Origin of the sequence: Hymenobacter monticola (assembly GCF_022811645.1) — a bacterium.
GTDB lineage: Bacteria > Bacteroidota > Bacteroidia > Cytophagales > Hymenobacteraceae > Hymenobacter > Hymenobacter monticola.
On the sequence record NZ_CP094534.1, the window covers coordinates 5,341,292 to 5,361,419 of the forward strand.

Here is a 20,128-nt window from a genome sequence, read left to right on the forward strand (position 1 = left end):
AGGCCGGGGGTTGGGTTTTTGCGCGTTAAGGGCAGCCGGCCTACGTGCCACGGTGGCGCTTGACCGAAACGCAAAAAGCCCATTACCGGGAAGGTAATGGGCTTGTAAAGCGGAGCTTATAAAAAGCTACTCCGGCTGTTGCTGGTCGTTCTGGTTGCCGTTGCCGTTCGTCGACTGGCCGGCGTTGCCGAGCTGGCCGCTGGCATCCTGGGGCGAGGTGCTGCTGTTGCCGGCCGGGGCCGAGTTCAGCTGGTCTTGCACGGTGCCGTTCTTGATGCCGATGGCCGAGCCCACGCCGATGGGGGTGTGCACTTCCTGCTTGTAGTTGATGCTGTCGCGGTTCACGTCCGAATTGTGCCAGCCGGGGTTGCCGGTGAAACCATGGCGGAACTGCGTGTTTTCGCCGGGGCTCCAGCGGTAGTCGCAGGAAGTAAGCGTGGCGGCCAAAGCGGTGCCCAGCAGCAGGGCCAGGGCGGGACGGGAAGAAAGCTTCATGAAGTAGGTCTTGGGATTGGACACACAAAGTACGGGGATTTCGCCCGGAAGGCCAACCCAATACGGCCCGGGGCGTTACTTTCGGGCGCCATACGTTCCGCTCGTTTCCCGTTTTCACTCATGGCCGACTCCGATTCCAACCCGCCTTCTCGCTTCCGCCGGGCCCTGGGGGCCGTGGGACGGGCCGCCCTGCTGCCGGTGCGCGGCGCGGGCTACCTCGTGCGCTCGGGCCAGGCGCACCAGCATTTTTTCCTGCCCGTGCTCAACGGCGCCCTCGGCGACCAGCTGGCCGCGCGCTTCGACAAGCGCGCCATCCGGATGAGCTTCCGGCGCGGCGGCCACGACGTGGCCGTGGCCGACCTGCGCCTGAGCGAACCCCGCCAGAAAACCGTCGTGTTCGTGCACGGCCTCATGGGCGACGAGCTTATCTGGCAAACCGGCTTCCAGGATGCGCCCGGCAGCCGCCGCTACGGCCCCCGCCTGGCCGAAGAAACCCGCTGCCGCGCCCTCTACCTGCGCTACAACTCCGGCCTGCACCTCTCCGAAAACGGCCGCGAGCTCAGCCGCCTCCTCACCGAGCTCGTCACCTCCTACCCCGACGCCATCGGCGAGCTGGTGCTGGTGGGCCACAGCATGGGCGGGCTGATTATCCGGTCGGCGGGGTATTATGGACAGTTAGGAGTTAAAAGTGAAGAGTTAAAAAGCCTGGGTAGCAGCGCGGACATTTTACCTTTTAACCCTCAACTTTTAACTCAACCCGCGCCCTGGCTGGCCCACTTGCGCTCGGTTTTCCTCATCGGCACGCCCAACGACGGCTCGTGGCTGGAGCAGAACTCGCACCTCACGGCGCGGCTGCTGGAGCGCATCAACCTGTTTCCCACGCGGTTTCTGAGCAAGGCGCTCAACCAGCGCAGCAACGGCATCAAAGACCTGCGCTACTCCATTCTGGTGGATGAGGACTGGCAGGACGCTCACGCCCACGACCTCACGCCGCCGCGCACGCCGGTGCCGCCGCTGCCGGGCGTGCACTACCACATTCTGATGGGCTCCTGGCTGCGCACCACGCGTCCGGCGGCCCTGCGCGAGTACTTCGGCGACGGGCTGGTGGGCCACGGCAGCGCCCGCGGCCCCGCCACCTTCGGCGATGAGGCGGCCCTGCCGGCCGGGGCCCACGTGCGCACGGCCGTGTTCAGCCAGCAGCACCACGGCGGGCTGCTCACGCACCCAGAGGTGTTTCAGTACCTGAAGCAGTGGGCGTAGAGCGTATTCACCCCAAAAAAACAGAGCCAAATCCGCGAAGGAAATGGCCCTGTTGATAAAAAGGAAGGCAGGTTAAAATCAGGTAGTTGAGCCGGACGTGCTGGTGCTGGTGCCCGTAGTGGTCGTGCTCGACGTGGTGCCGGTAGAGCTGCCCGACGTGCTGGTTCCGGATGTGGTGGTGCCCGACGTGGTGCCATCGGTGGTGCCGCGGGGGCTGGCGCTGCCGGCCGGCGTGCCGTTGATGTCGCTGGCCGAGGTGGTGCCGCTGGTGGTTCGGGGCGTGGTGCCGCCGGAAGAATCGGCGTTTTCAGAAGCCGTGCAGGCACTGAATACGGTGAGCGACGAGCACAAAAGCGCACCCGAAAGCACAGAAAGCATCTTGCGTTTCATAAGTTTTAAGGAAGGTGGAAAGGAAGGACGGTGTTGTTTCGTGGGCTATACGGACGTTTTCAGGGAGAAGGATAGTGAGGCCTGCACAAATACGTATTTTCCACTATTACTTCGTGTTAACTACTTGGTTTTGGTCAGGCAGTTCGCAGTCGCACAGCACCTCGCGGGTGGGCCTGGCCACCCGGTAGTCGGGCAGCGACACCTCTTTCATGTACACCACCGAGAGGTGGCGCAGCGGGGCGTGGGCCGGGTTTTCGTGCCAGATGCGCAGCAGATAGTTGCAGTAATAGGGCCGCATCCAGGCGTTGTTCACAAAAAGGTAGTTCTCGGAATACTTGCGCCACCTGTCGTTCGGGAACAGGTCGACCACGGCGGCCGGCTTGGCGTAGCGCACCGGGGCCCCGTCGCGGTTGAGGTCCAGCACTTTGCCCTTGGTAGTGGTGCCTTCGAGGATGTACCAGCCATCGTCTTTGAACACCACGGGCGCGAACATGCCCCAGTGCTGGTCGACGCGAAACAGGTAGCCAAACCAGCGCAGGGGCGCCGGCAGCAGCCCGCCCTCCGGCCGGATGACGGCCACGTCGTCCAGGTTCCAGACGCAGACGTAGGCCAGCGTGAGGCCCACAAAAACCTCGCGCACCACGCGCCCGCGCCGCTGCGCGGTGGCCGTGGGCGGGCGCGTGCGCTCCAGCCGCAGGCGCCAGGGCAGCCGCCACGCGGGCAGGCGCACCGGCCAGCGGAGCCTGGGAGGCGCATCGGCCCCCACCCGCCGCGCCAGCCAGTCGAGCGCCACGGGCGGCAGCAAGCCCACGATGGAAGCCCAGTTTATCAGGAAAAACAGGCCCACGTACAGCGTGAGGCCAATGGTGAGGTGAAACCCAAACAGCACCCCCACCACCAGCAGCCGCCACCAGCGCACGCCCACCGGAATGAACAGCGCAAACGGCAGCAGCAGCTCCATAAAATACGCCCCAAATGTGAGGAAACGCAACAATTCGGGATACGGGTAAAGCAGCCGGCCGCCGGGCAGCAGCAGCTGGTCGAGGCTGAAGGCGTAGTAGAGGGCCGTGCCGTCGTGGGTCCACTCGCCGCCGCTTTTGAGCAGGGCCGTGCACCAGTACACCAGCGCCAGCTGCACCACGTAGGCCACCGTGGCGGCGCTGAAGTAATCGAGCCGCTCGGGGGCAGGCTTGCCGCGCGCATCCCAGGCCCACACCCGGCCCCAGGGCAGGAAAATGCCCCAGAACAGCAGCATACGCAGCAGGTCGTCGCCGCCCTGGCCGATGAGGGTGTTGCGGTTTTGCAAGGACACCAGCAGCACCCACGAGGCCACCGTGGCCAGGCGCGTGTGGTAGCCCAGCAGCAGCGCCCCGGCCAGCCCGGCCGCCAGCAGAAACAGCACGGCTTCGCCCTGCCACAGGCCGGTAGCGGCGTGCAGCGAGAATTGGTAGGGCGACCACGCGTGCTCCATCAGGGCCGATACCGGCAGCACGCCCATGTTGCCGTAAAAGGCTTCGAGGTCGGGGGTGCGGATGGCCAAATCGAGCAGCACCACGGCCGCCGTGGCCATGCGCAGCAGCGCAAGGGCCCGCAAATCGAGCACAAAAGGGCGTTTCAGCACGCCCCAAAAGCCGGGGTGCTCGTTCATCATTCGTCGTATTCAGCGGAGAAAGGGAGCCTTCTGTACCGCACACAAGGGCACTTGGTTGCAACGGTTGAGCCCCGGCCGGCCAAACAAGCCGGGCGCCTGCTGCGTTAGCCCCGCACCAGTGCCTCCCGCTATGCCTCCCTCCTCCCCCTCCGACGTCATCCTGTTCGACGGCGTGTGCAACCTCTGCAATGGCTTCGTGCAGTTTGTCATTCGCCACGACGCGGCGGGCCGCTACCGCTTTGCCGCCCTGCAAAGCGACGCCGGGCGGGCCCTGCTGGCGGCGCACGGCGTGGCCCCCGCCTCCCTCGCGGCCGAGCCCGACTCGGTGGTGCTGCTCAGCGGCGGGCGCCTGTACTCGCACTCCGGCGCGGTGTTGCGCATAGCGCACGGGCTGGGCAGCCTGTGGCGCGTAGCGGCGCTGGCGCAGGTGCTGCCCCGCGCCTGGCGCGATGCCGCCTACCGCTTCGTGGCCCGGCACCGCTACCGCTGGTTTGGGCGTGAGGAAAGCTGCTGGCTGCCCACGCCGGAGTTGAAAGCGCGGTTTTTGTAGGCGCGTGAATTAGCAGAACGTGTACCCCGAAGCTCTGCTTCGGCCAGCGGCGGCACCGTCCACCGAGCCGAAGCAGAGCTTCGGGGTACACGTTCTGGCAATCCTTGAATAGAGTTAGTGTTGTTTTGAATCCGTTGTAGCCCGCCGCAGCTCCGCCTCGTACACGCGCCGGCCCAGGTCGCGCAGGAAGGGGAAGCCGATGCTGTCGTACTCGTACTTGTCGTCGTTGAGCACGCCGTCGGCATTCACATAAAGCACGGCGCTGAGCAGAAATTCCACGCCGTGGGCCTCGTCCTGCACGTAGGCATTGTCGATGAGGAAGCCGTAGGCCTGCCCGATTTTATTGAACACCCGCACGCCTGGCGGCAGCGCCGCCAGGCCGGCCCCACCCAGCAGGAACTTGGCGTAGGTATCGGGGTAGTGCGCGGCATCGTAGCGTGGGTGCGCGCTTTCGCGCGGCAGCTCCGACAAGGCCGCGCGCAGCAAGGCATAATCCTCCGGGGCCAGGCGCAGGCGCTGAGCGGCTGGCACGGTCTCCGGAAAGAGAATGGCGCGCAGTAGCCGTTGCTGGTCGGGCAAGGAAAAGGCGTTTTTCTTGCTGAAATCGAGTGGGCCGGGCAACACGGCCTCCCCTTTCACATACGCCTCGCCAATGGCCTCGCCCCGCAGATTCAACCGAGGCCAGGGTTCCGTCTCGTGCCGGGCCGGCAGCTGGTAGAGCAGCTGCGTAGCGGCCGTGTCGGCGTAGAAGCGGATGGGGTTGAGGTGGCGGGTGCCGGGCTCCTGGTCGCCCACCGACAGGCGGTGCTGCAGGCGGCTGTGGCGCAGGCCTAACCGGGCCAGCTCGCGGTTGAGCTCCGCAGGTCCCACAAATTCGTAGAGCCGATTGAAGGCATCGTTGTCGCTCACCAGCAGTGCTTTGCGGATGTAGTTGGCCACGGCGGGCCGGCCGCTGGCGCTGCTGCTGTCGCGCCGCATCCGCGTCTGGCCCGCAAAGGCCGAATCCGTCAGCATGGGCGTATCGGGGCCGAGGCCGGGCACGATGGCCGCCAGGGCGCGCAGCTTCTGCAGGGCCAGCGCGGCGGCGGCCAGCTTCACGGTGCTGGCCGGGTAGAAGTACTGGCGCGGCCGCACGCGGTAGCGGTAGGTGCGGAAATGCGGCTGCCCCGCCGCATCGCGCCGAATACGGGTGTACTGAATTTGCAGCCGGTAGAGGTCGGGCCGGGCCAGCACCCGGCCCAGGCCCGCGCTGTCGTGGTGCAGCACCTGCCGCAACAGGTTCGGCCGTTGCGCCGCGGCGGGGGCGGCCGTGCCCAGTAGCAGGCCCAAAACCAGCAGGACGGTTGCCTTACGCATCAGAAATGTACTTGCTCGGCCCGGCGCAGCCAGTCCTCGTCGATGGTGGCGCCCAGGCCGGGACCGGTGGGCATTTCAATCACGCCGCCCGGGCCGTAGCGGAAGCCGCCCACCACGGGGTCGTCGGTGAACATGAGCGGGGTGTCAAAGTCGCAGTGGTGAATGGCGGGGCTGCTCAGGGCCAGGTGAGCGGCGGCCGTCATGCCCAGGCGCGATTCGAGAAAGCCGCCCACCTGCAGCGTGAGGCCAGCCGCCTGGCCCAGCTTCGCAATTTTCTGCGCGCGGTGGAAGCCCGACGACTTCCCCAGTTTGATGTTGAGCATCTGGCAGGCCTGCAGCTGAATGAGGCGAGCGGCGTCGTGCTCGTCGCCGCAGCTCTCGTCGGCCATGATGGGAATGGGCGAGGCGGCCCGCACCCGGCTTAGCTCCATGAAATGCTGGCGCAGAATAGGCTCCTCGCAGTGCTCAATGCTGAACTCGCCCAAGGCCTGCAGCACGGCAATGGCGCGGTCGGCCGTTTGCCAGCCCTGGTTGGCGTCGATGCGCAGCGGGTGCGCGGGCCCGATGCCCGCCCGGATGGCCCGGATGCGGGCTACGTCGTCTTCCAACGGGCCGCCCAGCTTCACTTTAATGGCCGGGAAGCCCTCCTGCTGAAAGCGCACGGCGTCGGCCTGCATCTTGGCGGGCGAACCCAGGCTCACGGTCATGTCGGTGGTCAGCACCTTGTCGTTTTTCCCGCCCAGAAACTCGTAGAGCGGCAGGCCCGCGTGCTGCGCGGCAATGTCGTGGAGGGCAATGTCGAAGGCGCTTTTGATGCTGCTGTTGCCGTAGATGATGCGGTCCAGCTCGGCCAGGCAGCCGGGCAGGTCCAGCGCATCGCGGCCGATGAGAGCGGGCGCAAAGTACTGCCCCACAATGAAGCCGGTGTCCACGCTCTCGCCGTTGATGGTGAGGAAAGGGCTGCTCTCGCCGTAGCCCACGAGGCTGTCGGCGGGGCGAATGACAACCACAATATTCTCTACTGCCGTGAGCGGGCCGAGGGAGATGACGAAGGGCTCCTTCAGCGGCACGAGCAGCTTGTAGAGACTAATGGCTTGAATGGGGAGGCCGGGCATGGGGCGAAGAAACGCGCTGGCCGCCGGAAAAAGAAAAGGCGCCCGGTGGGGCGCCTTGTTCTGTTGGTAAAAGCCGGGGCGCTACTCGCTGGCCGCTTTTTTTTTGCCAACGGCGAAGCGGTAGCGCAGGCCCAGGCTCAGGGCGCGGGTCAGGCCCAGCTTGTTGCCCGTCACGGCCAGGTGCACGTACTCCGAGGCGGGGCGGAAGTTCTTGCTGTAGGTCCAGTCGAACACGCCCTCGAAGTTGCGGCCGAAGGGGTAGCGCAGCCCAATGCCCCCCGTAGCGTAGAGGTGCGTGGCTTTGTTTACTTCTGTATAAGTTGCCACCACTTGCCCATTTACCCGGTTTTCTATTGAAAATTCGTCGTAGATTCCCACCAAACTAAGACCCAGAATGGCATCAACCTGTAATCGGGGCTTGGGCAAGCGTACCAGCGCGTACCGGGCTAGCAACGGCAGGCAAAAGGTTTGCCGTTTGCTGCGGTAGGAGCCGTCTTCGTATTGTCCCGACAGCGTTGTGCGGGTATAAGAAGGGTCATCGACAAATTTTTTTCTTGCGAAAGTCCCCCCCAGTTGCAGGGCTAGCCGAGAAGAAATCTGATGCCCCAAAGTAAGCTGCCAAGAGGTTTCCGTGCCCGCAACATTGGCCGTTTTGGGAAAGAAAATCTCATAGGCGCCATTAAATGCGTGAGCGCCAACAAAAAATGGATAGGCGGGCGGTGCAGGGTCTACTTGAGCATGTACCTGCTCAATCGGCTGGGCCAGGGCGTATGCAAACCCCATCATTTTCCAGACTTTCATTTTGCCAGTCGCTGAAATTACCGATAGCAAAAGTAGATGTAGTCTCCACCAGCTCCTTCGTTCAAGTCCTTTGGGTATTTAGTCCATCCCGCCGGCGGAGTTATGGTACTGCTATTGCCCGAAAGAATACCAATTTCTGCAAACGCCGGCCACAAAGTAGTTCCTCCCGCCGGATTGTTTACGATAGGCGTCTTGCTCTGGTAAGAATAAATGTAATCACCGTCTGCGCCCGCATTAAGGTCTTGCGTAGCCCAAAAGGGATAAGGATTTTGGTTCGGTAGCCAGATATCGAAGAAATAAGTATTGGCCTGCGGCTTGTTAGTCAAACTTCCATTCTGGGTTTGAAAATTTGTCAGAAAGTCGCTGGGTGAGGAATATGGTTGGTTATAGTAATACTCCGCTCCGTTCAGCACATTGTTTTGGTCGCGCTGGAAACATAGGTAGATGTAGGCGCCGCCTGCCCCTTTGTTCAGGTCAGCGTCCAGCATGGTATATCCGCTGCTTGTTACCCGCACCCGGCTGGGCGAATTGACGTCATTAATCAGCTTCAGGTCGCGGATGTAGCCGCTGCCGCCTTGGTTTTCCGAGGTGGTGAAGGTGCTGTACAAGCCCCCACCCCCACCGCAGCCGCCGGGGCCCTCGTAGCAGGGGGCGCACGGGTCGGTGTACTGTATCACGCAGGGTTCCTCTATCACGTCGGTCGCCGCGCCGGTCCTGGCCTGTTGCCCGGTACGCAAACTGTACCCGTTGCGGGTATCGCGCAACGCAACATCAACTTTGGGCCGCGCCAGGCGCGACCCTTGCGCATTTGCCCCGACCCAGGTTGCTTTGGCCACATACTGACCGACCGGGTCGATGCGCTCGCCGCGCTCTACCTCGTCCACGAACCGCAGCCACGCGGCTTGCGCAGAAGTAGCCGCTTCGTCGGGCTTCGCCGCTTTTGACAGCTGCGTGACCGGCGCGGCAGCCGGACTAAGCTCAGCAGGCGCCATCTTCTCGCAGCCCCACAGTGCAATTGCCCCCCCCAAATAATGCCAGCGAGCGGGTGCTGGTAATGCCTTTTTTCATGGTAGTGAAAATAAAGGTGAATGATGAGAAAAACGGAAAGGAAGGATGGACCAAATGTAAGCGAAATACTTTCGCATCCAACTCAAAGTTTGAATTTTATTACACGCTAGCGATGAGGCAGGTAGCTGCGCGCCCAACGTGCACCGGGCCGGCTATTGCCCATGCAAAAAGGGCGCCCGGTGGGGCGCCCTCTTGGGTAGTCGCGGCGGGTGCGCGGCAGCTATTGCTTCAGCAGGCGGCTGGCCCGCAGGTAGCCGTCTTCGTCGCGCAGTTGAATGAGGTAGAGGCCGGGCTTCAGGTCTTTCAGGTTGAGCGGCTGGTTGGTGACGCCCGTTTTCAGCAGGCTGCCCGTCACGCTGTAAATCGCAAACGTCCGCGGGCTGGGCCAGGCCACCGTCACTTCGTCGGTGGTCGGGTTGGGGTACAGCTTGAGGGCCAGCTCGGCCTGGCTGCGGGCAGCCAGCGTGGTGTAGGCCGTGCTCATGTAGTAGAGGTTGGCCGTGGTGCCTTTGGCAATCTGGTGGGCGCCGGCCGGCAGCGTCATCGAGAACTGGCCGCCCGATACGGTTTGGTTGACGTTATCAATTCTCACCGTGCCGCTGAAGGCCGTATTGAACACCAGCGTGAGGGTGGCAGGCGCCGTGGTGGTGAAGGCGATGTTGGTGGCCGACTCCATTTTCAGGCACTGCGTCAGGTTCAGGCCGTTGTAGGTAACGGTGCCCTGCGACGTGGACAGGTTGCCTGTAATAGTATAGAACGTGCTGGTGGTGCCCGACGCGGTGAAATTGTGCACCATGCCGGAGGTGCCGGTGCCCGGGTTGGGCGTGGGCGGGGTGGGCGGGGTGGTGGGAGCAGCATCGCCCTGCACCGAAACCAGGCCGCCGGTGTAGTTCACCAGCGCCGTTTGCAAGGGCGTGTTGATGGACGAGGAAACGTCATCAACCGCGTTGTTGAACGTCCACTGGAAGTCGCCGCCTTTCACGCGGCCGCTGTACAGGATGGCGTTGTCGCGGGCCGCGGTGGGGTTATCGGGCGTGTAGGCGTACATCACGGCCGCGTTGGTGTCGAAGTTGTTGTAGGCATTGGCGCCGTAGGCCGAGCGCACCGTGGCGGGCACCGTCTGGGTGCGGCTGCTCACCACGTAAGCGTCGAAGTCCACGGTCGGGTTGGGGAAACCGGTGGCGCCGTAGGGCACGAAGCGCGTCTGCCCGGTCATGAAGTTGTCGAAGGCCTTGATGGTGCCGCCGTCTTCGTTCGAGAAGATGGGCATGTTGGTGTAGTCGTTGCGCTGGGTGGCGGGGTTGTACACGTCGGTGCCCTGCATCGAGGTCAGCATGGGGTACTTGCAGTTGCGGAAGTAGTTGCCTTCCATGAACACCGAGGAGCCTTCCGTGGAGCCGGCGCCGTACTTGGCGTTGCCGTCGTAGTAGTTGTTGTACACGTGGGCCGAGTAGAAGCGCACGCGCGGGTGGCGCGAGTCGGAGTGGTCGTACCAGTTGTGGTGGTAGGTGATGTAGAGGCCTTGCGTCGTATTCTCACTCAGGCCCAGCAGGTTGCTCTTGCCCGAATCCCAGAAGTGGTTGTAGGAGAAGGTCACGTAGGTCGACCGTTTGCAGTCCAGGGCGCCGTCGCCCTTCACTTGGTCGGCGGCGCTGCCGGCGTGGCCGTAGAAAAAGTCGGAGTTGTGCACCCAGATGTAGTCGTTGTCCTGCTGCAGGCCGATGTTGTCGCCCTCGTCGCTGTCGCAGTTCATGGTGCCCACGTTGCGGATTTCCACGTTGGAGGCATTCTTGATGCGGATGCCCCAGCCGTTGACCACGGCGTCGTTGCCCACGCCTTCCACGGTGATGTAGCTGGCCGCGGAGTTGTTGTTCTCAATCACCGCGTCGCCGTTGAGCAGGTAGCTCGGGTCGGTGATGTTGCCCACCAGGCGCACCAGCAGCGGCCGGGCGTCGCGCCCGCGCTTGAAGCCGTCGAGGATGGTTTGCAGGCCCACGCAGGGGTTGGTGGTGGCCCCGGTCACGTTCAGCGACACGGTGTTCTTGCTGTTCTGGGTGATGTAGAGGATAACGGCGTTGGTCTTCACCGTGCCGTTGGCGTTGTAGGCGCCCGGCACCCGGCCGCCGTTGAAGGCAAAGCCGCTGCGGTCCTGGGCCAGCACCGTGACCGCCGGCGTGGTGGTGGCCGTGCCTTCTACCCCGCCAATGACGGGCGCCACTTTAAGCGTGTAGGTGCCCGGCTGCAGGCCCAGGGCGTCGGCCCGGTAAAAGGTGCCGTAGTTGCGAATGAGCTGGTCGTCAATCTTTTGGTTCACCAAACCCTGGCCGGTGTAGTACACGTTGTAGCTCTGGGCGCCGGCCACGGGCTGCCAGCGCACATACGCCGTTTCCAGCCACCCGCTCGATTCGACGAGGGTGGGCGCCTGGGCGTGCACGAGCCCCGGCATCAGCAGCAAGGAAAGAGAGAATACGGTAAGCAGTCGCTTCATAGTCGGAGGGTTTTGGGTGGGAAATAAAACTTATGGGGTTTACACAAACCTACCCCTCTGGCGCCCGAAATGCTTGCTAAGCAAGGCTATGGGGATGACTATATTTATGCAATCGATGCCGGCAACGTTGCCGGGCAGGCTCAGGACCACCTTAATTACTCCGACTTCGAGCGGAACGGAAGCCATCAGTGCTTCCCGCACCACGCGCCGCCCCGGCCCGCGCTGTTTTACGCGTGGCTTGGGGCACTGGGGCGGCTTGGCTATCGGCGGGGGCGGCAAAGCCACGATGCTGCTATTGCTTTGCTTCAGGCGTGCCGATGGGCGTGTTCATCATCTCCTTTAGCTGCGCCTGTAACTTCGCCGCGGCCTCGGCAAAAGTCTTGCGTTCTGCTGCCTGCTCTCTGCCCCCGTCTTCGGTGATGGGGCGCGCGCTTATCAAATCGACTTCGGCTGGCAATCGGGAAGCCGACGGCTTGGCTTTTGGGTACTCAATGATGAAATCCGTCAACTCGTACCGGTAGCGGCCCTCCCGTAGGGAAAGCTTCACGGTGTAGTGGAGCACCTGCTTCACCGCATGGTGGCGGGGATGGCCGCCGATTGTTTGGGTCATGTCATAGGTGTAGGCAAAGGGCTGGGCCCCATACGCGGTAAGCACCTCGGTGTCCTGCTCACTGGTTTCAACCGGGGGCTTGCCAGCGGGGGCAAGGCCACTGGCCCAGGCGCGGGCGCGAGCTTGCAAGTCCGCTTGGCTTACGCCAACTGCCGGCACCACGGCCGCATAGCTTATCCGGCGCGTTACCTTATCAAGGGGGAAGGAAGCCGGGGCCTGCCCCATTGCCGTGCCGGTTAGGCAACAGAGTAGGGCAACGGGAAGCAGCATTTTCATCAGGCAAATGTATTTAAGCTACCGGAGCAACCAGAGCTTCCCCTTTTTCCGCCCCCCGGCCCGTTTCCAAGGGCACTTAAGCAACTGGTGCCGCTTTAGAAACAAACTAGGCGGCAGGAATTCTTAATTAACTGGCGTTGCCTCGAATTAGGCTTCCAACTCGCCATAAAGCACCTAGTAAAAAGATGAGCATGAAAGCCATTATTAATAACGGCTTTTGCTTGTCAATTTCAAGTACAAGTGCTTCCTCAGGAAAAAATTCAGGATATAAAACTGTTATTTGAGGCTGCTTGTGAAGCTTTTCATAGTCTGGAACTGATAAATACCTCGAAACAGAATAAGTATCCCCATCGAATTTATTCTGATAACTGTATTCCAGTTGATGGTCATTAAGAGTTGTTATAACTCCCGTTGAGGTTTGGCCATTGAACCGAGTTAGCACAACCGGGAGCATTAAGTAGACGACGTATGCAATACCCGAAATCAATATGATTAATGCTAATGGGTAGTTAGTTTTCTTTAAATCCATCGTGCTGGCAGCAATATGGTTTGGTAAAGTCTGATTGAGATGGTGCGAGGATATCCCCCGCGCCATCTTCTACAATACCGCCGTTTCTCCCTTCTCCCCCGCCGCCGGCCCCACGCTCACCCGCACCTCGCCTAAGCCGACGGGCACCACGAGGCTGGGCAGCCCCACCCCCGTTTCTAGGGTCACTTCGGCCACTTCAGCTACGTGGCCGCGCCGAAGATAGGGCCGCAGCGGCAAGGCCCGCTACGCCACCACCGACGCCCGCAAGTACGAGGACGACGGGGTAGCCGACGCGCACCGGCCGGTGGCCCCGCCACAGCCGTGAGCCACGAAGCGTGTGCAGGAAAAAGGGCGCCCGCTGGGACGCCCTTTTTTGAGGTTGGAGCGTTTGATTAGTGACGGCCAAAGTAGAGCTACTTCAAACGCTTATTAATGAACGTCACAATTATAGATATCATAAGCAGGATAAATGATGGTATGCCTAACGCAATTCTCATATTGAAATCAAATATCAGGCAATACACTATAAGTAATCCAAAGAATACAAGACATACAACCGCATAATCTTTAAAGCTCCTGTCCTTATTATTAATTAATTCTCGCAATTTTTTAATAAGGAAGATGGGAGCGAATAAGGTCAATACCAGTAAGAGACGCATCAAAATTTTATTATCAAATATTGCGTCCATAATTAGCCGTACATAGGATTGTTACTATTACATCTGCAATGGATATGTGTCAGCCTTATACCATTAGTTAGGCAACCCCCACCGCCCCCACGCTCACGCGCACCTCGCCGAAGCCGACGGGCACCACGAGGCTAGGCAGCACCAACCCCGTTTCCAGGGTCACTTCGGCAACTTCAGCTACCTGGCCATCAGCCGTGGCCTCCAAAGGGCCGGGCAGACCGTGCAGCACCACGCGGTAGGTGGCGTAGCTGGGCGCGTAGTCGCCCTCGATGGCCTGGGTGAGCACCAGCTCCTGCGGCGAGCCCGTCACGGTGAAGCGGCGCAGGGTGCGCTGGCCTTCCTGGTAGCCGTAGCCCTCGCCGCCGTCGTCGTAGTGCACGCTCTCTGCCGTGCCGTTTTTGTAGTACACGTGCAGGGTGAGCTGCTCTATCACCTTTTCGCCCACGTATTGCAGCACGGGCTGCATGGGCAGCACGGCGCCGGCCTTCACGAAGAGCGGGATGCGGGTGAGGTCGGCGGTGGCCCAGACTTCGGCGCCGCCGCTGGTGGGCGCGTCGGTCCAGTAGTAGAACCAGTCGCCGCGGGGCAGGTACATCCAGCGGCCGTCGGCGCCGGGCTGGGTGATGGGGCAGACAAGCAGGTTGTCGCCGAGGCCAAATTCGGCCATGCGCAGGTAGGTTTCGGTGTCGTGCTGGTCGAGGAAGGTGAGCGGGCGCAGCATGGGCGTGCCCTGGGTGGCGTACTGCCAGAACGTGGTGTACATGTAGGGCAGCAGGCGGTAGCGCAGCTCGATGAAGTGGCGGGCCAGGTCGGTCACCTCCTCGCCGAAGCTCCAGGGCTCCTGGTCGCCGTGGTCGCCGGAGGAGTGGGTGCGAAAGAACGGGTGGAAGGCGCCCAGCGCAATCCAGCGGGCGTAGAGCTCGGGCGTGGGCGAGTCGACGAAGCCGCCGATGTCGGAGCCGATGAAGCTGAAGCCCGAGATGCTCAGGCGCTGGCACTGGATGTTGGCCAGCCAAAGGTGCTCCCAGGAGGCGATGTTGTCGCCGGTCCAGCCGGAGGAATAGCGCTGGCCGCCGGCGTAGGTGCTGCGCGTGATGGTGAAGGGCCGGTTGGGATAGCAGAACTGCTTCACGCCGTCGTTGGTGGCGCGGGCCATCTGCATGCCGTAGATGTTGTGGGCCTTCTGGTGCGAGGCCCAGTGCCCGTCGTAGTGGAAGCGCACATCGGGCGGGAAAGTGCCTTTCTCGAACACCGCCGGCTCGTTCATGTCGTTCCACACGCCCTTCACGCCGATGTCCTGGATGAGCTCCTTGAACAGGCCGGCCCACCACGTGCGCACCTCGGGGTTGGTGTAGTCGGGGAAGTTGCAGAGGCCGGGCCACACCGAGCCCTTCATCAGCGGGCCGTCGGCGCGGCGGCAGAAGTAGTCGTTGGCAATGCCTTCCTGGTACACCGAATACTCCGGGTCAATCTTGATGCCGGGGTCGATGATGACGACGGTTTTGAAGCCGTCCTCGGCCAGCTCGCGCACCATGCGCTTGGGGTCGGGGAAGTGCTGCTTGCTCCAGGTGAAGCAGCGGTAGCCCTCCATGTAGTCGATGTCGAGGTAGATGGCGTCGCAGGGAATCCGGCGGTCGCGCAAACCGGAGGCAATTTCCTTCACGTTGCTTTCGGGGAAGTAGCTCCACTTGCACTGCTGGTAGCCCAGCGTCCAGAGGGGCGGCAGCTCGGGCGGGCAGGTGAGCAGGGTGTATTCCTGGGTCACCTCCATCAGGGTGGGGCCGTAGATGAAGTAGTAGTTCAGCTCGCCGCCCTGGGCCCAGAAGCTGGTCACGTCGGCGCGCTCGGCCGCGAAGTCGAAGCTGGCCCGGAAGGTGTTGTCGAAGAAAATGCCGTGGGCAATTTTCTGGTGCAGCACGTGGTAGAACGGGATGTTCTTGTAGAGCGGGTCGGAGCCTTTGGTGTAGCCGTAGGTATCGGAGCCCCAGTTGGTGAAGCGCTTGCCGCGCAGGTTCATGTTGTCGGGCTTGTCGCCGAGGCCGTAGTAATGCACACCGGGCGGCACCTGCTTGCTCATCTTCACGATGTCGTTGCCCGAGTCGTAGTCGTATTCCCAGTGGAAGCCCTTCTCATCATCGCTGAGAATGGTGCCGGAGCGGTCGAGCACGCGGGCCTTCAGGTTTTCCTTCTGCACAATGCAGATGAGGCGGGCCGTGGTGAGGCGGTAGTGGTCGGGCTTCTCGCGGAATTCTACCTGCGCGGGCGCCAGCCGGGTGGTGGCATCGGCGGGCACGGCGTAGGAGAAATCCGTGTTCAAAGGCCCATCGGTGAGGTAGCGGAAGCGCAGGATTTTGTCGCTGAGCACGTGCAGCAGCAGGCGCACGCCGTTCTGGCAGGTGAAAAGGAAGCGGTGGTTGCCCAGCTCCTCCACGCGGATGACCGCGCCGGGGTATTGCTCCTGGTGGCTCTTGGCCGCCAGGTCGTTCACCATGTAGTTGTTTTCCTGAATCGAAGTATCCATATAAAAAGCGAGTCGAAGCCAAAAGCCCGGGCCGCGGCCGAGCCGGCCAAATAAAGCCCGACCGGGCCTGCGGCGCCGGGGTTAAGCACGCAAGATACTTTTTCCGGACAAGCGGGCGCCGAAATTTTCGGTCAGCGCAGATTTTTCGTCGTTATATGGTTCGGCTTGCGTAGCATTGGCCCCCGATAGCGCGCCGCCCCACCCCAGCCGCCCCCACCGGCCCGCTTTCGCCCCCTTCCGCTGCCCATGACCCCGTCCGATTTTTCCGTTCTGCTGCTCGCCTGGGACGATGCCGACCCCAGCGTGGCCGTGCTCGGCGGGGCGGCGCTACCCCCTACCCTGCCCCTGGTCTACCACCTCGCTCAGGAGCAACCCGTGCTGGCCGTGTTCCCGCACCTGCCGGAGGAATCGGGGGTTGTGGACGGGAATGAACTGGCTGGGCCGGTCATTGCAACCGAAACCACCAGATTCAGTGCTCAAGGCGCTGACGCAGCTACCAAAGCATCCGTCACTGAAGAAGCTTTTGCAACAGAAGACACGGAAACTTCCGAAGGAGCTTTCGGCAACGCGGCTTTTTCAACAGCAGCCGGCGTCCGCCGCTTGGATGCAGTTGGCGCAAGCGAAATTGCCTTGCCCTCTTTCCTGATTGGTTTAGAAGAATTGGCTACAACGGCTACTCCGGCCGAAATGCCAGCCGCGCTGCCGGCGCCCATTATCACCGCTGCACTGGCTCCTGCGCCCATCCGCAGCCAGTGGCCCACCGGCGCCAACGCCCCGCAACACCTGAGCTGGAGCGCGCCCGCCGCGCCCTACCTCGGAGCCAGCGCGCCGGCCGGGCCGCCGGTAGTGGCGCCCGTGCCGCCGCTCGTTCCCGCGCCCATCGTGCGTGAAGCGGCCGACTTGGCCCAGGCCGCCCTGAGCTGGCCCGCTGGCTTTAGTCCGCTGGCTTCATCGGTGGCGGCGCAGGTGCTGGCCGGCCTCCCTATTGCGCCCGGAGCTGATGCAGCGAAGGATACCAAAGTGACTGGGGCGACCGAAGAAGCTGTAGCAACTGAAGAAATTCAGGAGGCTGAAGCAGATAATCGGGAGCCTTCCACGAGCCTCGCACCGGAGGTTTTTGAAGAAATAACGGAAGAAATTGGCGCCGCCGAAGCTAACGACCTTGCGGCACCAGAAGACAATTTAACGCCGGATATTCCCGAAGAAACCACGCCCATCGCGGAAACGGCGCCTGCTTATTCCGAAGCCGAAGCAGTTCCAACGCCCATGCCCGCACCGGTTCTCACGCCGCGCACGCCGCCGCTGGATGGCTTAAACTCCCGCATGATTCACTACGCCCGGCAGGCGGCGCAGCTGGTGCGAGACCGCAGCGATTTTGGAGTGATTTACGCGCCCAGCTGGCCGGCGTGGCTGGCCGCGCTCGAAATCCGCAACAGCTCGCGCCGGCCGCTGGTGCTGTACGCCGCCAGCCTGGCAGCTGACTTCGCCCCGCCCGCCGAACGCGGCTGGCTGCTCGAAGTGGAGCGCATGGCCCTGCGCCGGGCCCGCCTCGTGCTGGTGCCTGATGAAAGCGTGCGCCAGCAGCTCCGCCAGCACTACGGCCCCGACACCGGCGAAGTGCGCGTGCTGCCGGCTGGTGATGAAGATGCCCTGCAAGCCGTATTGCAGGAACTGGCTGCGGGGTAGGCCGGCGGGCGGCGTGGATTGAATTGGTTTTCTTTGCACCAACTAAGCCATTTTGCTCGCCATTAAACCTCATCCCGCATGGAGCCCGAACACGAATTTGAAGCCACTTTAGAAGCTGACGGCGACACGGGCGGCGTATTTGTGGTTATACCGTTTTCGGTGGCCGAGGTGTACGGCAAGCGCGGCCAGCTGCCCGTGCACGTCACCTTCGACGGCTACCCCTACCAAGGCAGCGCCGTGCCCCTCGGCGACGGCCACCACGCCCTGCTCATCCTCAAGCAAATCCGCAAGGCCATCGGCAAAACCCTGGGCGACAGCGTGCGCGTGACCCTGCGCCACGACACGGCCGTGCGCAAAATGGAAGCCCCCGTCGACTTGGCCGAAAAACTAGCTGCTGACCCTAAAGCCGCCGCCTACTACGACAAGCTGGCCTTCACCCACCAGCGCGAGTTCGTGCGCTGGCTGGAAGGCGCCAAGAAACCCGAAACCCGCGCCAAGCGCCTGGCCCAAACCGTGGAGCTGCTGGGCCAGGGGCGTAAGCGGCCGTAACGCCCGTAATAGCTTAGCCGCTCCTATTGTCATCCTGAGCGCAGCGAAGGACCTTCTCACGGCTGAACAAACTGTTCCTACGTGACAGGGTCCTTCGCTGCGCTCAGGATGACAGTTTATTTACTTAAGTCCAACGGTTTCCCACCCAACCCCGCCTTCTCATGAAAAAGCCCTACCTGCTGCCGCTGTTGCTTCTGCCGCTGCTGGCCGGCGCCCAAACCGCCAGCATCGACCGCGTGAATCCCACCAACTGGTGGGTGGGCATGAAGAACCCCAACGTGCAGCTCATCGTGCACGGCCCCGGCGCGGGCACGCTGGCTTACTCAGTGAACTACCCGGGCGTGAAGCTGGTGAAAACCAATACGGTGGAAAACCCCAACTACGCCTTTCTGGACCTCACCATCGCCCCCACCGCCAAGCCCGGCCGGGTGCAGCTGGTGGGCAAAAAGGGCGCGCAGACCGTGACGCAAAGCTGGGAAATAAAGGCCCGCGACAACGCCCCCAAAGCCCAGGGCGTGACGGCCGCCGACTTTATCTACCTAGCCATGCCCGACCGCTTCGCCAACGGTGACCCCAGCAACGACAAGTTCGCCGACCTGCGCGACCCCAACCACGACCGCGCCAACCCCTTCTTCCGCCACGGCGGCGACTTGCAGGGCGCGGCCCAGCGCATCGGCTACCTCAAAGACCTGGGCGTGACGGCCGTGTGGTTTACGCCGGTGCTCGAAAACAACCAGCCGCTCACCAGCGAGGGTGGCACCATGCGCGCCTCCTACCACGGCTACGGCTTCACCGACCAGTACAACGTGGACCGGCGCCTGGGCGGCAACGCGGCCTACAAAAGCTACGTGCAGCAGGCCCACGCCGCCGGCCTGAAGGTGGTGCAGGACGCCGTGTACAACCACGTGGGCAACACCCACTGGACCGTGCAGGACCTGCCCATGAAAAGCTGGCTGCACCAGTGGCCCAGCTACACCAACACCACCTACCGCTACACGCCCATCACCGACCCGCACGCGGCCCAGAGTGACCGCAAAATCACGCTCGACGGCTGGTTCGTGCCCTTCCTGCCCGACCTCAATCAGCAGAACCCCTACGTGGCCAACTACCTGATTGAAAACGCCATCTGGTGCGTAGAGAATTTCGGCATCGATGCCTGGCGCGTCGACACGTATTTGTATAACGACCAGCCGTTTATGAACCGCTGCAACGCGGCGCTGCTGGCCGAGTACCCGCGCCTGCACATTTTTGGCGAGTCGGCGGTGACGAATGCCATCGACCAGGCCTACTACACGCGCAGCAGGATTGATTTTCCCTTCAAGTCGAACCAGCCCGGGGCGCTCGATTTCGTACTGGAGGGCGCCCTGTTGGGTGCGTTGAAAGACACCGGCACGCCCGCCGGCACCGGCTGGGACGGCGGTGCCCAGCGCGTGTACCAGGCCCTGGCCCAGGACGTGGTGTACCAGGACCCGACCAAGCTCGTCACCTTCCTCGACAACCACGACCACAACCGCTTCCTCTCCGAAATCGGCGACGACCTCGACAAGTATAAGCTGGGCCTGACCTGGCTGCTCACCACCCGCGGCATCCCCAGCCTGTACTACGGCACCGAAATCCTGATGAAGAATTTCAAAGACCCCACCGATGCCGAGGTGCGCAAGGATTTCCCCGGCGGCTGGGCCGAGGATAAGGAAAACAAGTTTGCCGCCGCCGGCCGCTCGGCCCGCGAAAACGAAGCCTTCGATTTCGTGAAAAAGCTGGCCACCTACCGCCGCGACCACAAGGTGCTGCACACCGGCCAGTTGATGCAGTACCTGCCCGAAAACGGCCTCTACGTGTACTTCCGCTACGACGCCAGCGGCACCGTCATGGTAGCCTCCAACACCACCGACAAAGCCGCGGCGCTGCCCACCGCCCGCTTCTCGGAGCGCCTAAGCGGCTTCACGAAAGCTCGCAACGTGCTGACAGGCGAGAACCTGAACACCCTGGCTACTTTGCAGCTGCCCGCTAAAACCGCTGTGGTGCTGGAGCTGCTGAAGTAGCAGGTAGAGAGCCGCAGGTACGCAATGTTGATTTCGTGCTGAACTTTAGCGC

Annotated in this window: 16 protein-coding genes; 5 read left to right on the forward strand and 11 right to left on the reverse strand. The window is 62.5% G+C overall.

Annotated features, from left to right (window positions below; translation table 11 throughout):
* Positions 1-126 precede the first annotated feature (126 nt).
* On the reverse strand, positions 127-495 hold the full coding sequence (locus MTP16_RS22355) for a hypothetical protein (RefSeq protein WP_243514223.1): 369 nt from the start codon (positions 493-495) through the stop codon (positions 127-129).
* A gap of 120 nt (positions 496-615) precedes the next feature.
* Between MTP16_RS22355 and MTP16_RS22360 the strand changes: the two genes are divergently transcribed.
* Positions 616-1,755 (forward strand): esterase/lipase family protein, encoded by a 1,140-nt coding sequence (locus MTP16_RS22360; protein ID WP_243514225.1) that lies wholly within the window; start codon positions 616-618, stop codon positions 1,753-1,755.
* 78 nt (positions 1,756-1,833) lie between these two features.
* On the opposite strand, the gene MTP16_RS22365 is transcribed toward MTP16_RS22360, so the two are convergent.
* Both MTP16_RS22365 and MTP16_RS22370 read right to left on the reverse strand, forming a co-directional pair.
* Positions 1,834-2,145, reverse strand: coding sequence for a hypothetical protein (locus MTP16_RS22365; protein ID WP_243514227.1), 312 nt, complete (start codon positions 2,143-2,145; stop codon positions 1,834-1,836).
* A gap of 106 nt (positions 2,146-2,251) precedes the next feature.
* Positions 2,252-3,796 carry an HTTM domain-containing protein gene (locus tag MTP16_RS22370; protein ID WP_243514230.1) on the reverse strand — a complete coding sequence of 515 codons (1,545 nt, stop codon included), beginning with the start codon at positions 3,794-3,796 and terminating at the stop codon, positions 2,252-2,254.
* Between the two features lie 130 nt (positions 3,797-3,926).
* Here MTP16_RS22370 and MTP16_RS22375 point away from each other — a divergent pair, with 130 nt between their 5' ends.
* Positions 3,927-4,346, forward strand: coding sequence for a thiol-disulfide oxidoreductase DCC family protein (locus tag MTP16_RS22375; RefSeq protein WP_243514233.1), 420 nt, complete (start codon positions 3,927-3,929; stop codon positions 4,344-4,346).
* A 114-nt stretch (positions 4,347-4,460) separates the two neighbouring features.
* Here MTP16_RS22375 and MTP16_RS22380 read toward each other — a convergent pair whose 3' ends face one another.
* The 8 genes from MTP16_RS22380 to MTP16_RS22415 all read right to left on the reverse strand — a co-directional run bounded on the left by MTP16_RS22380 (position 4,461) and on the right by MTP16_RS22415 (position 15,799).
* On the reverse strand, positions 4,461-5,702 hold the full coding sequence (locus MTP16_RS22380; RefSeq protein WP_243514236.1) for a serine hydrolase: 1,242 nt from the start codon (positions 5,700-5,702) through the stop codon (positions 4,461-4,463).
* On the reverse strand, positions 5,702-6,817 hold the full coding sequence (locus MTP16_RS22385) for a mandelate racemase/muconate lactonizing enzyme family protein (RefSeq protein WP_243514238.1): 1,116 nt from the start codon (positions 6,815-6,817) through the stop codon (positions 5,702-5,704). Before MTP16_RS22385 ends, MTP16_RS22380 begins: the two co-directional genes overlap by 1 nt.
* 81 nt (positions 6,818-6,898) lie before the next feature.
* Positions 6,899-7,144: a hypothetical protein gene (locus tag MTP16_RS22390; protein ID WP_243514239.1), complete on the reverse strand. Its 246-nt coding sequence runs from the start codon at positions 7,142-7,144 to the stop codon at positions 6,899-6,901.
* Between the two features lie 491 nt (positions 7,145-7,635).
* Positions 7,636-8,610, reverse strand: a complete 975-nt coding sequence (locus MTP16_RS22395; protein ID WP_243514241.1) for a hypothetical protein — start codon at positions 8,608-8,610, stop codon at positions 7,636-7,638.
* Between the two features lie 296 nt (positions 8,611-8,906).
* Positions 8,907-11,174, reverse strand: a complete 2,268-nt coding sequence (locus MTP16_RS22400) for a pectate lyase family protein (RefSeq protein ID WP_243514243.1) — start codon at positions 11,172-11,174, stop codon at positions 8,907-8,909.
* A gap of 292 nt (positions 11,175-11,466) precedes the next feature.
* Positions 11,467-12,060, reverse strand: coding sequence for a hypothetical protein (locus MTP16_RS22405; protein ID WP_243514244.1), 594 nt, complete (start codon positions 12,058-12,060; stop codon positions 11,467-11,469).
* A gap of 127 nt (positions 12,061-12,187) precedes the next feature.
* Positions 12,188-12,589, reverse strand: a complete 402-nt coding sequence (locus tag MTP16_RS22410) for a hypothetical protein (protein WP_243514246.1) — start codon at positions 12,587-12,589, stop codon at positions 12,188-12,190.
* A 756-nt stretch (positions 12,590-13,345) separates the two neighbouring features.
* Positions 13,346-15,799, reverse strand: coding sequence for a glycoside hydrolase family 31 protein (locus tag MTP16_RS22415; RefSeq protein ID WP_243514248.1), 2,454 nt, complete (start codon positions 15,797-15,799; stop codon positions 13,346-13,348).
* A gap of 246 nt (positions 15,800-16,045) precedes the next feature.
* Here MTP16_RS22415 and MTP16_RS22420 point away from each other — a divergent pair, with 246 nt between their 5' ends.
* The 3 genes from MTP16_RS22420 (at position 16,046) to MTP16_RS22430 (ending at position 20,076) form a co-directional block, all read left to right on the forward strand.
* The gene (locus MTP16_RS22420) at positions 16,046-17,485 is read left to right on the forward strand and encodes a glycosyltransferase family 4 protein (RefSeq protein ID WP_243514250.1); all 1,440 of its coding nucleotides are present in this window, start codon (positions 16,046-16,048) and stop codon (positions 17,483-17,485) included.
* A gap of 78 nt (positions 17,486-17,563) precedes the next feature.
* On the forward strand, positions 17,564-18,034 hold the full coding sequence (locus tag MTP16_RS22425) for a YdeI/OmpD-associated family protein (protein WP_243514254.1): 471 nt from the start codon (positions 17,564-17,566) through the stop codon (positions 18,032-18,034).
* A 161-nt stretch (positions 18,035-18,195) separates the two neighbouring features.
* Positions 18,196-20,076, forward strand: a complete 1,881-nt coding sequence (locus MTP16_RS22430; RefSeq protein ID WP_243514257.1) for a glycoside hydrolase family 13 protein — start codon at positions 18,196-18,198, stop codon at positions 20,074-20,076.
* Positions 20,077-20,128 lie beyond the last annotated feature (52 nt).

What these genes read in the sequence shown, in the direction of transcription:
- MTP16_RS22355 (WP_243514223.1), bottom strand. Translation starts at nt 495, where the DNA reads ATGAAGCTTTCTTCCCGTCCCGCCCTGGCCCTGCTGCTGGGCACCGCT.
- MTP16_RS22360 (WP_243514225.1), top strand. Translation starts at nt 616, where the DNA reads ATGGCCGACTCCGATTCCAACCCGCCTTCTCGCTTCCGCCGGGCCCTG.
- MTP16_RS22365 (WP_243514227.1), bottom strand. Translation starts at nt 2,145, where the DNA reads ATGAAACGCAAGATGCTTTCTGTGCTTTCGGGTGCGCTTTTGTGCTCG.
- MTP16_RS22370 (WP_243514230.1), bottom strand. Translation starts at nt 3,796, where the DNA reads ATGATGAACGAGCACCCCGGCTTTTGGGGCGTGCTGAAACGCCCTTTT.
- MTP16_RS22375 (WP_243514233.1), top strand. Translation starts at nt 3,927, where the DNA reads ATGCCTCCCTCCTCCCCCTCCGACGTCATCCTGTTCGACGGCGTGTGC.
- MTP16_RS22380 (WP_243514236.1), bottom strand. Translation starts at nt 5,702, where the DNA reads ATGCGTAAGGCAACCGTCCTGCTGGTTTTGGGCCTGCTACTGGGCACG.
- MTP16_RS22385 (WP_243514238.1), bottom strand. Translation starts at nt 6,817, where the DNA reads ATGCCCGGCCTCCCCATTCAAGCCATTAGTCTCTACAAGCTGCTCGTG.
- MTP16_RS22395 (WP_243514241.1), bottom strand. Translation starts at nt 8,610, where the DNA reads ATGGCGCCTGCTGAGCTTAGTCCGGCTGCCGCGCCGGTCACGCAGCTG.
- MTP16_RS22400 (WP_243514243.1), bottom strand. Translation starts at nt 11,174, where the DNA reads ATGAAGCGACTGCTTACCGTATTCTCTCTTTCCTTGCTGCTGATGCCG.
- MTP16_RS22405 (WP_243514244.1), bottom strand. Translation starts at nt 12,060, where the DNA reads ATGAAAATGCTGCTTCCCGTTGCCCTACTCTGTTGCCTAACCGGCACG.
- MTP16_RS22410 (WP_243514246.1), bottom strand. Translation starts at nt 12,589, where the DNA reads ATGGATTTAAAGAAAACTAACTACCCATTAGCATTAATCATATTGATT.
- MTP16_RS22415 (WP_243514248.1), bottom strand. Translation starts at nt 15,799, where the DNA reads ATGGATACTTCGATTCAGGAAAACAACTACATGGTGAACGACCTGGCG.
- MTP16_RS22420 (WP_243514250.1), top strand. Translation starts at nt 16,046, where the DNA reads ATGACCCCGTCCGATTTTTCCGTTCTGCTGCTCGCCTGGGACGATGCC.
- MTP16_RS22425 (WP_243514254.1), top strand. Translation starts at nt 17,564, where the DNA reads ATGGAGCCCGAACACGAATTTGAAGCCACTTTAGAAGCTGACGGCGAC.
- MTP16_RS22430 (WP_243514257.1), top strand. Translation starts at nt 18,196, where the DNA reads ATGAAAAAGCCCTACCTGCTGCCGCTGTTGCTTCTGCCGCTGCTGGCC.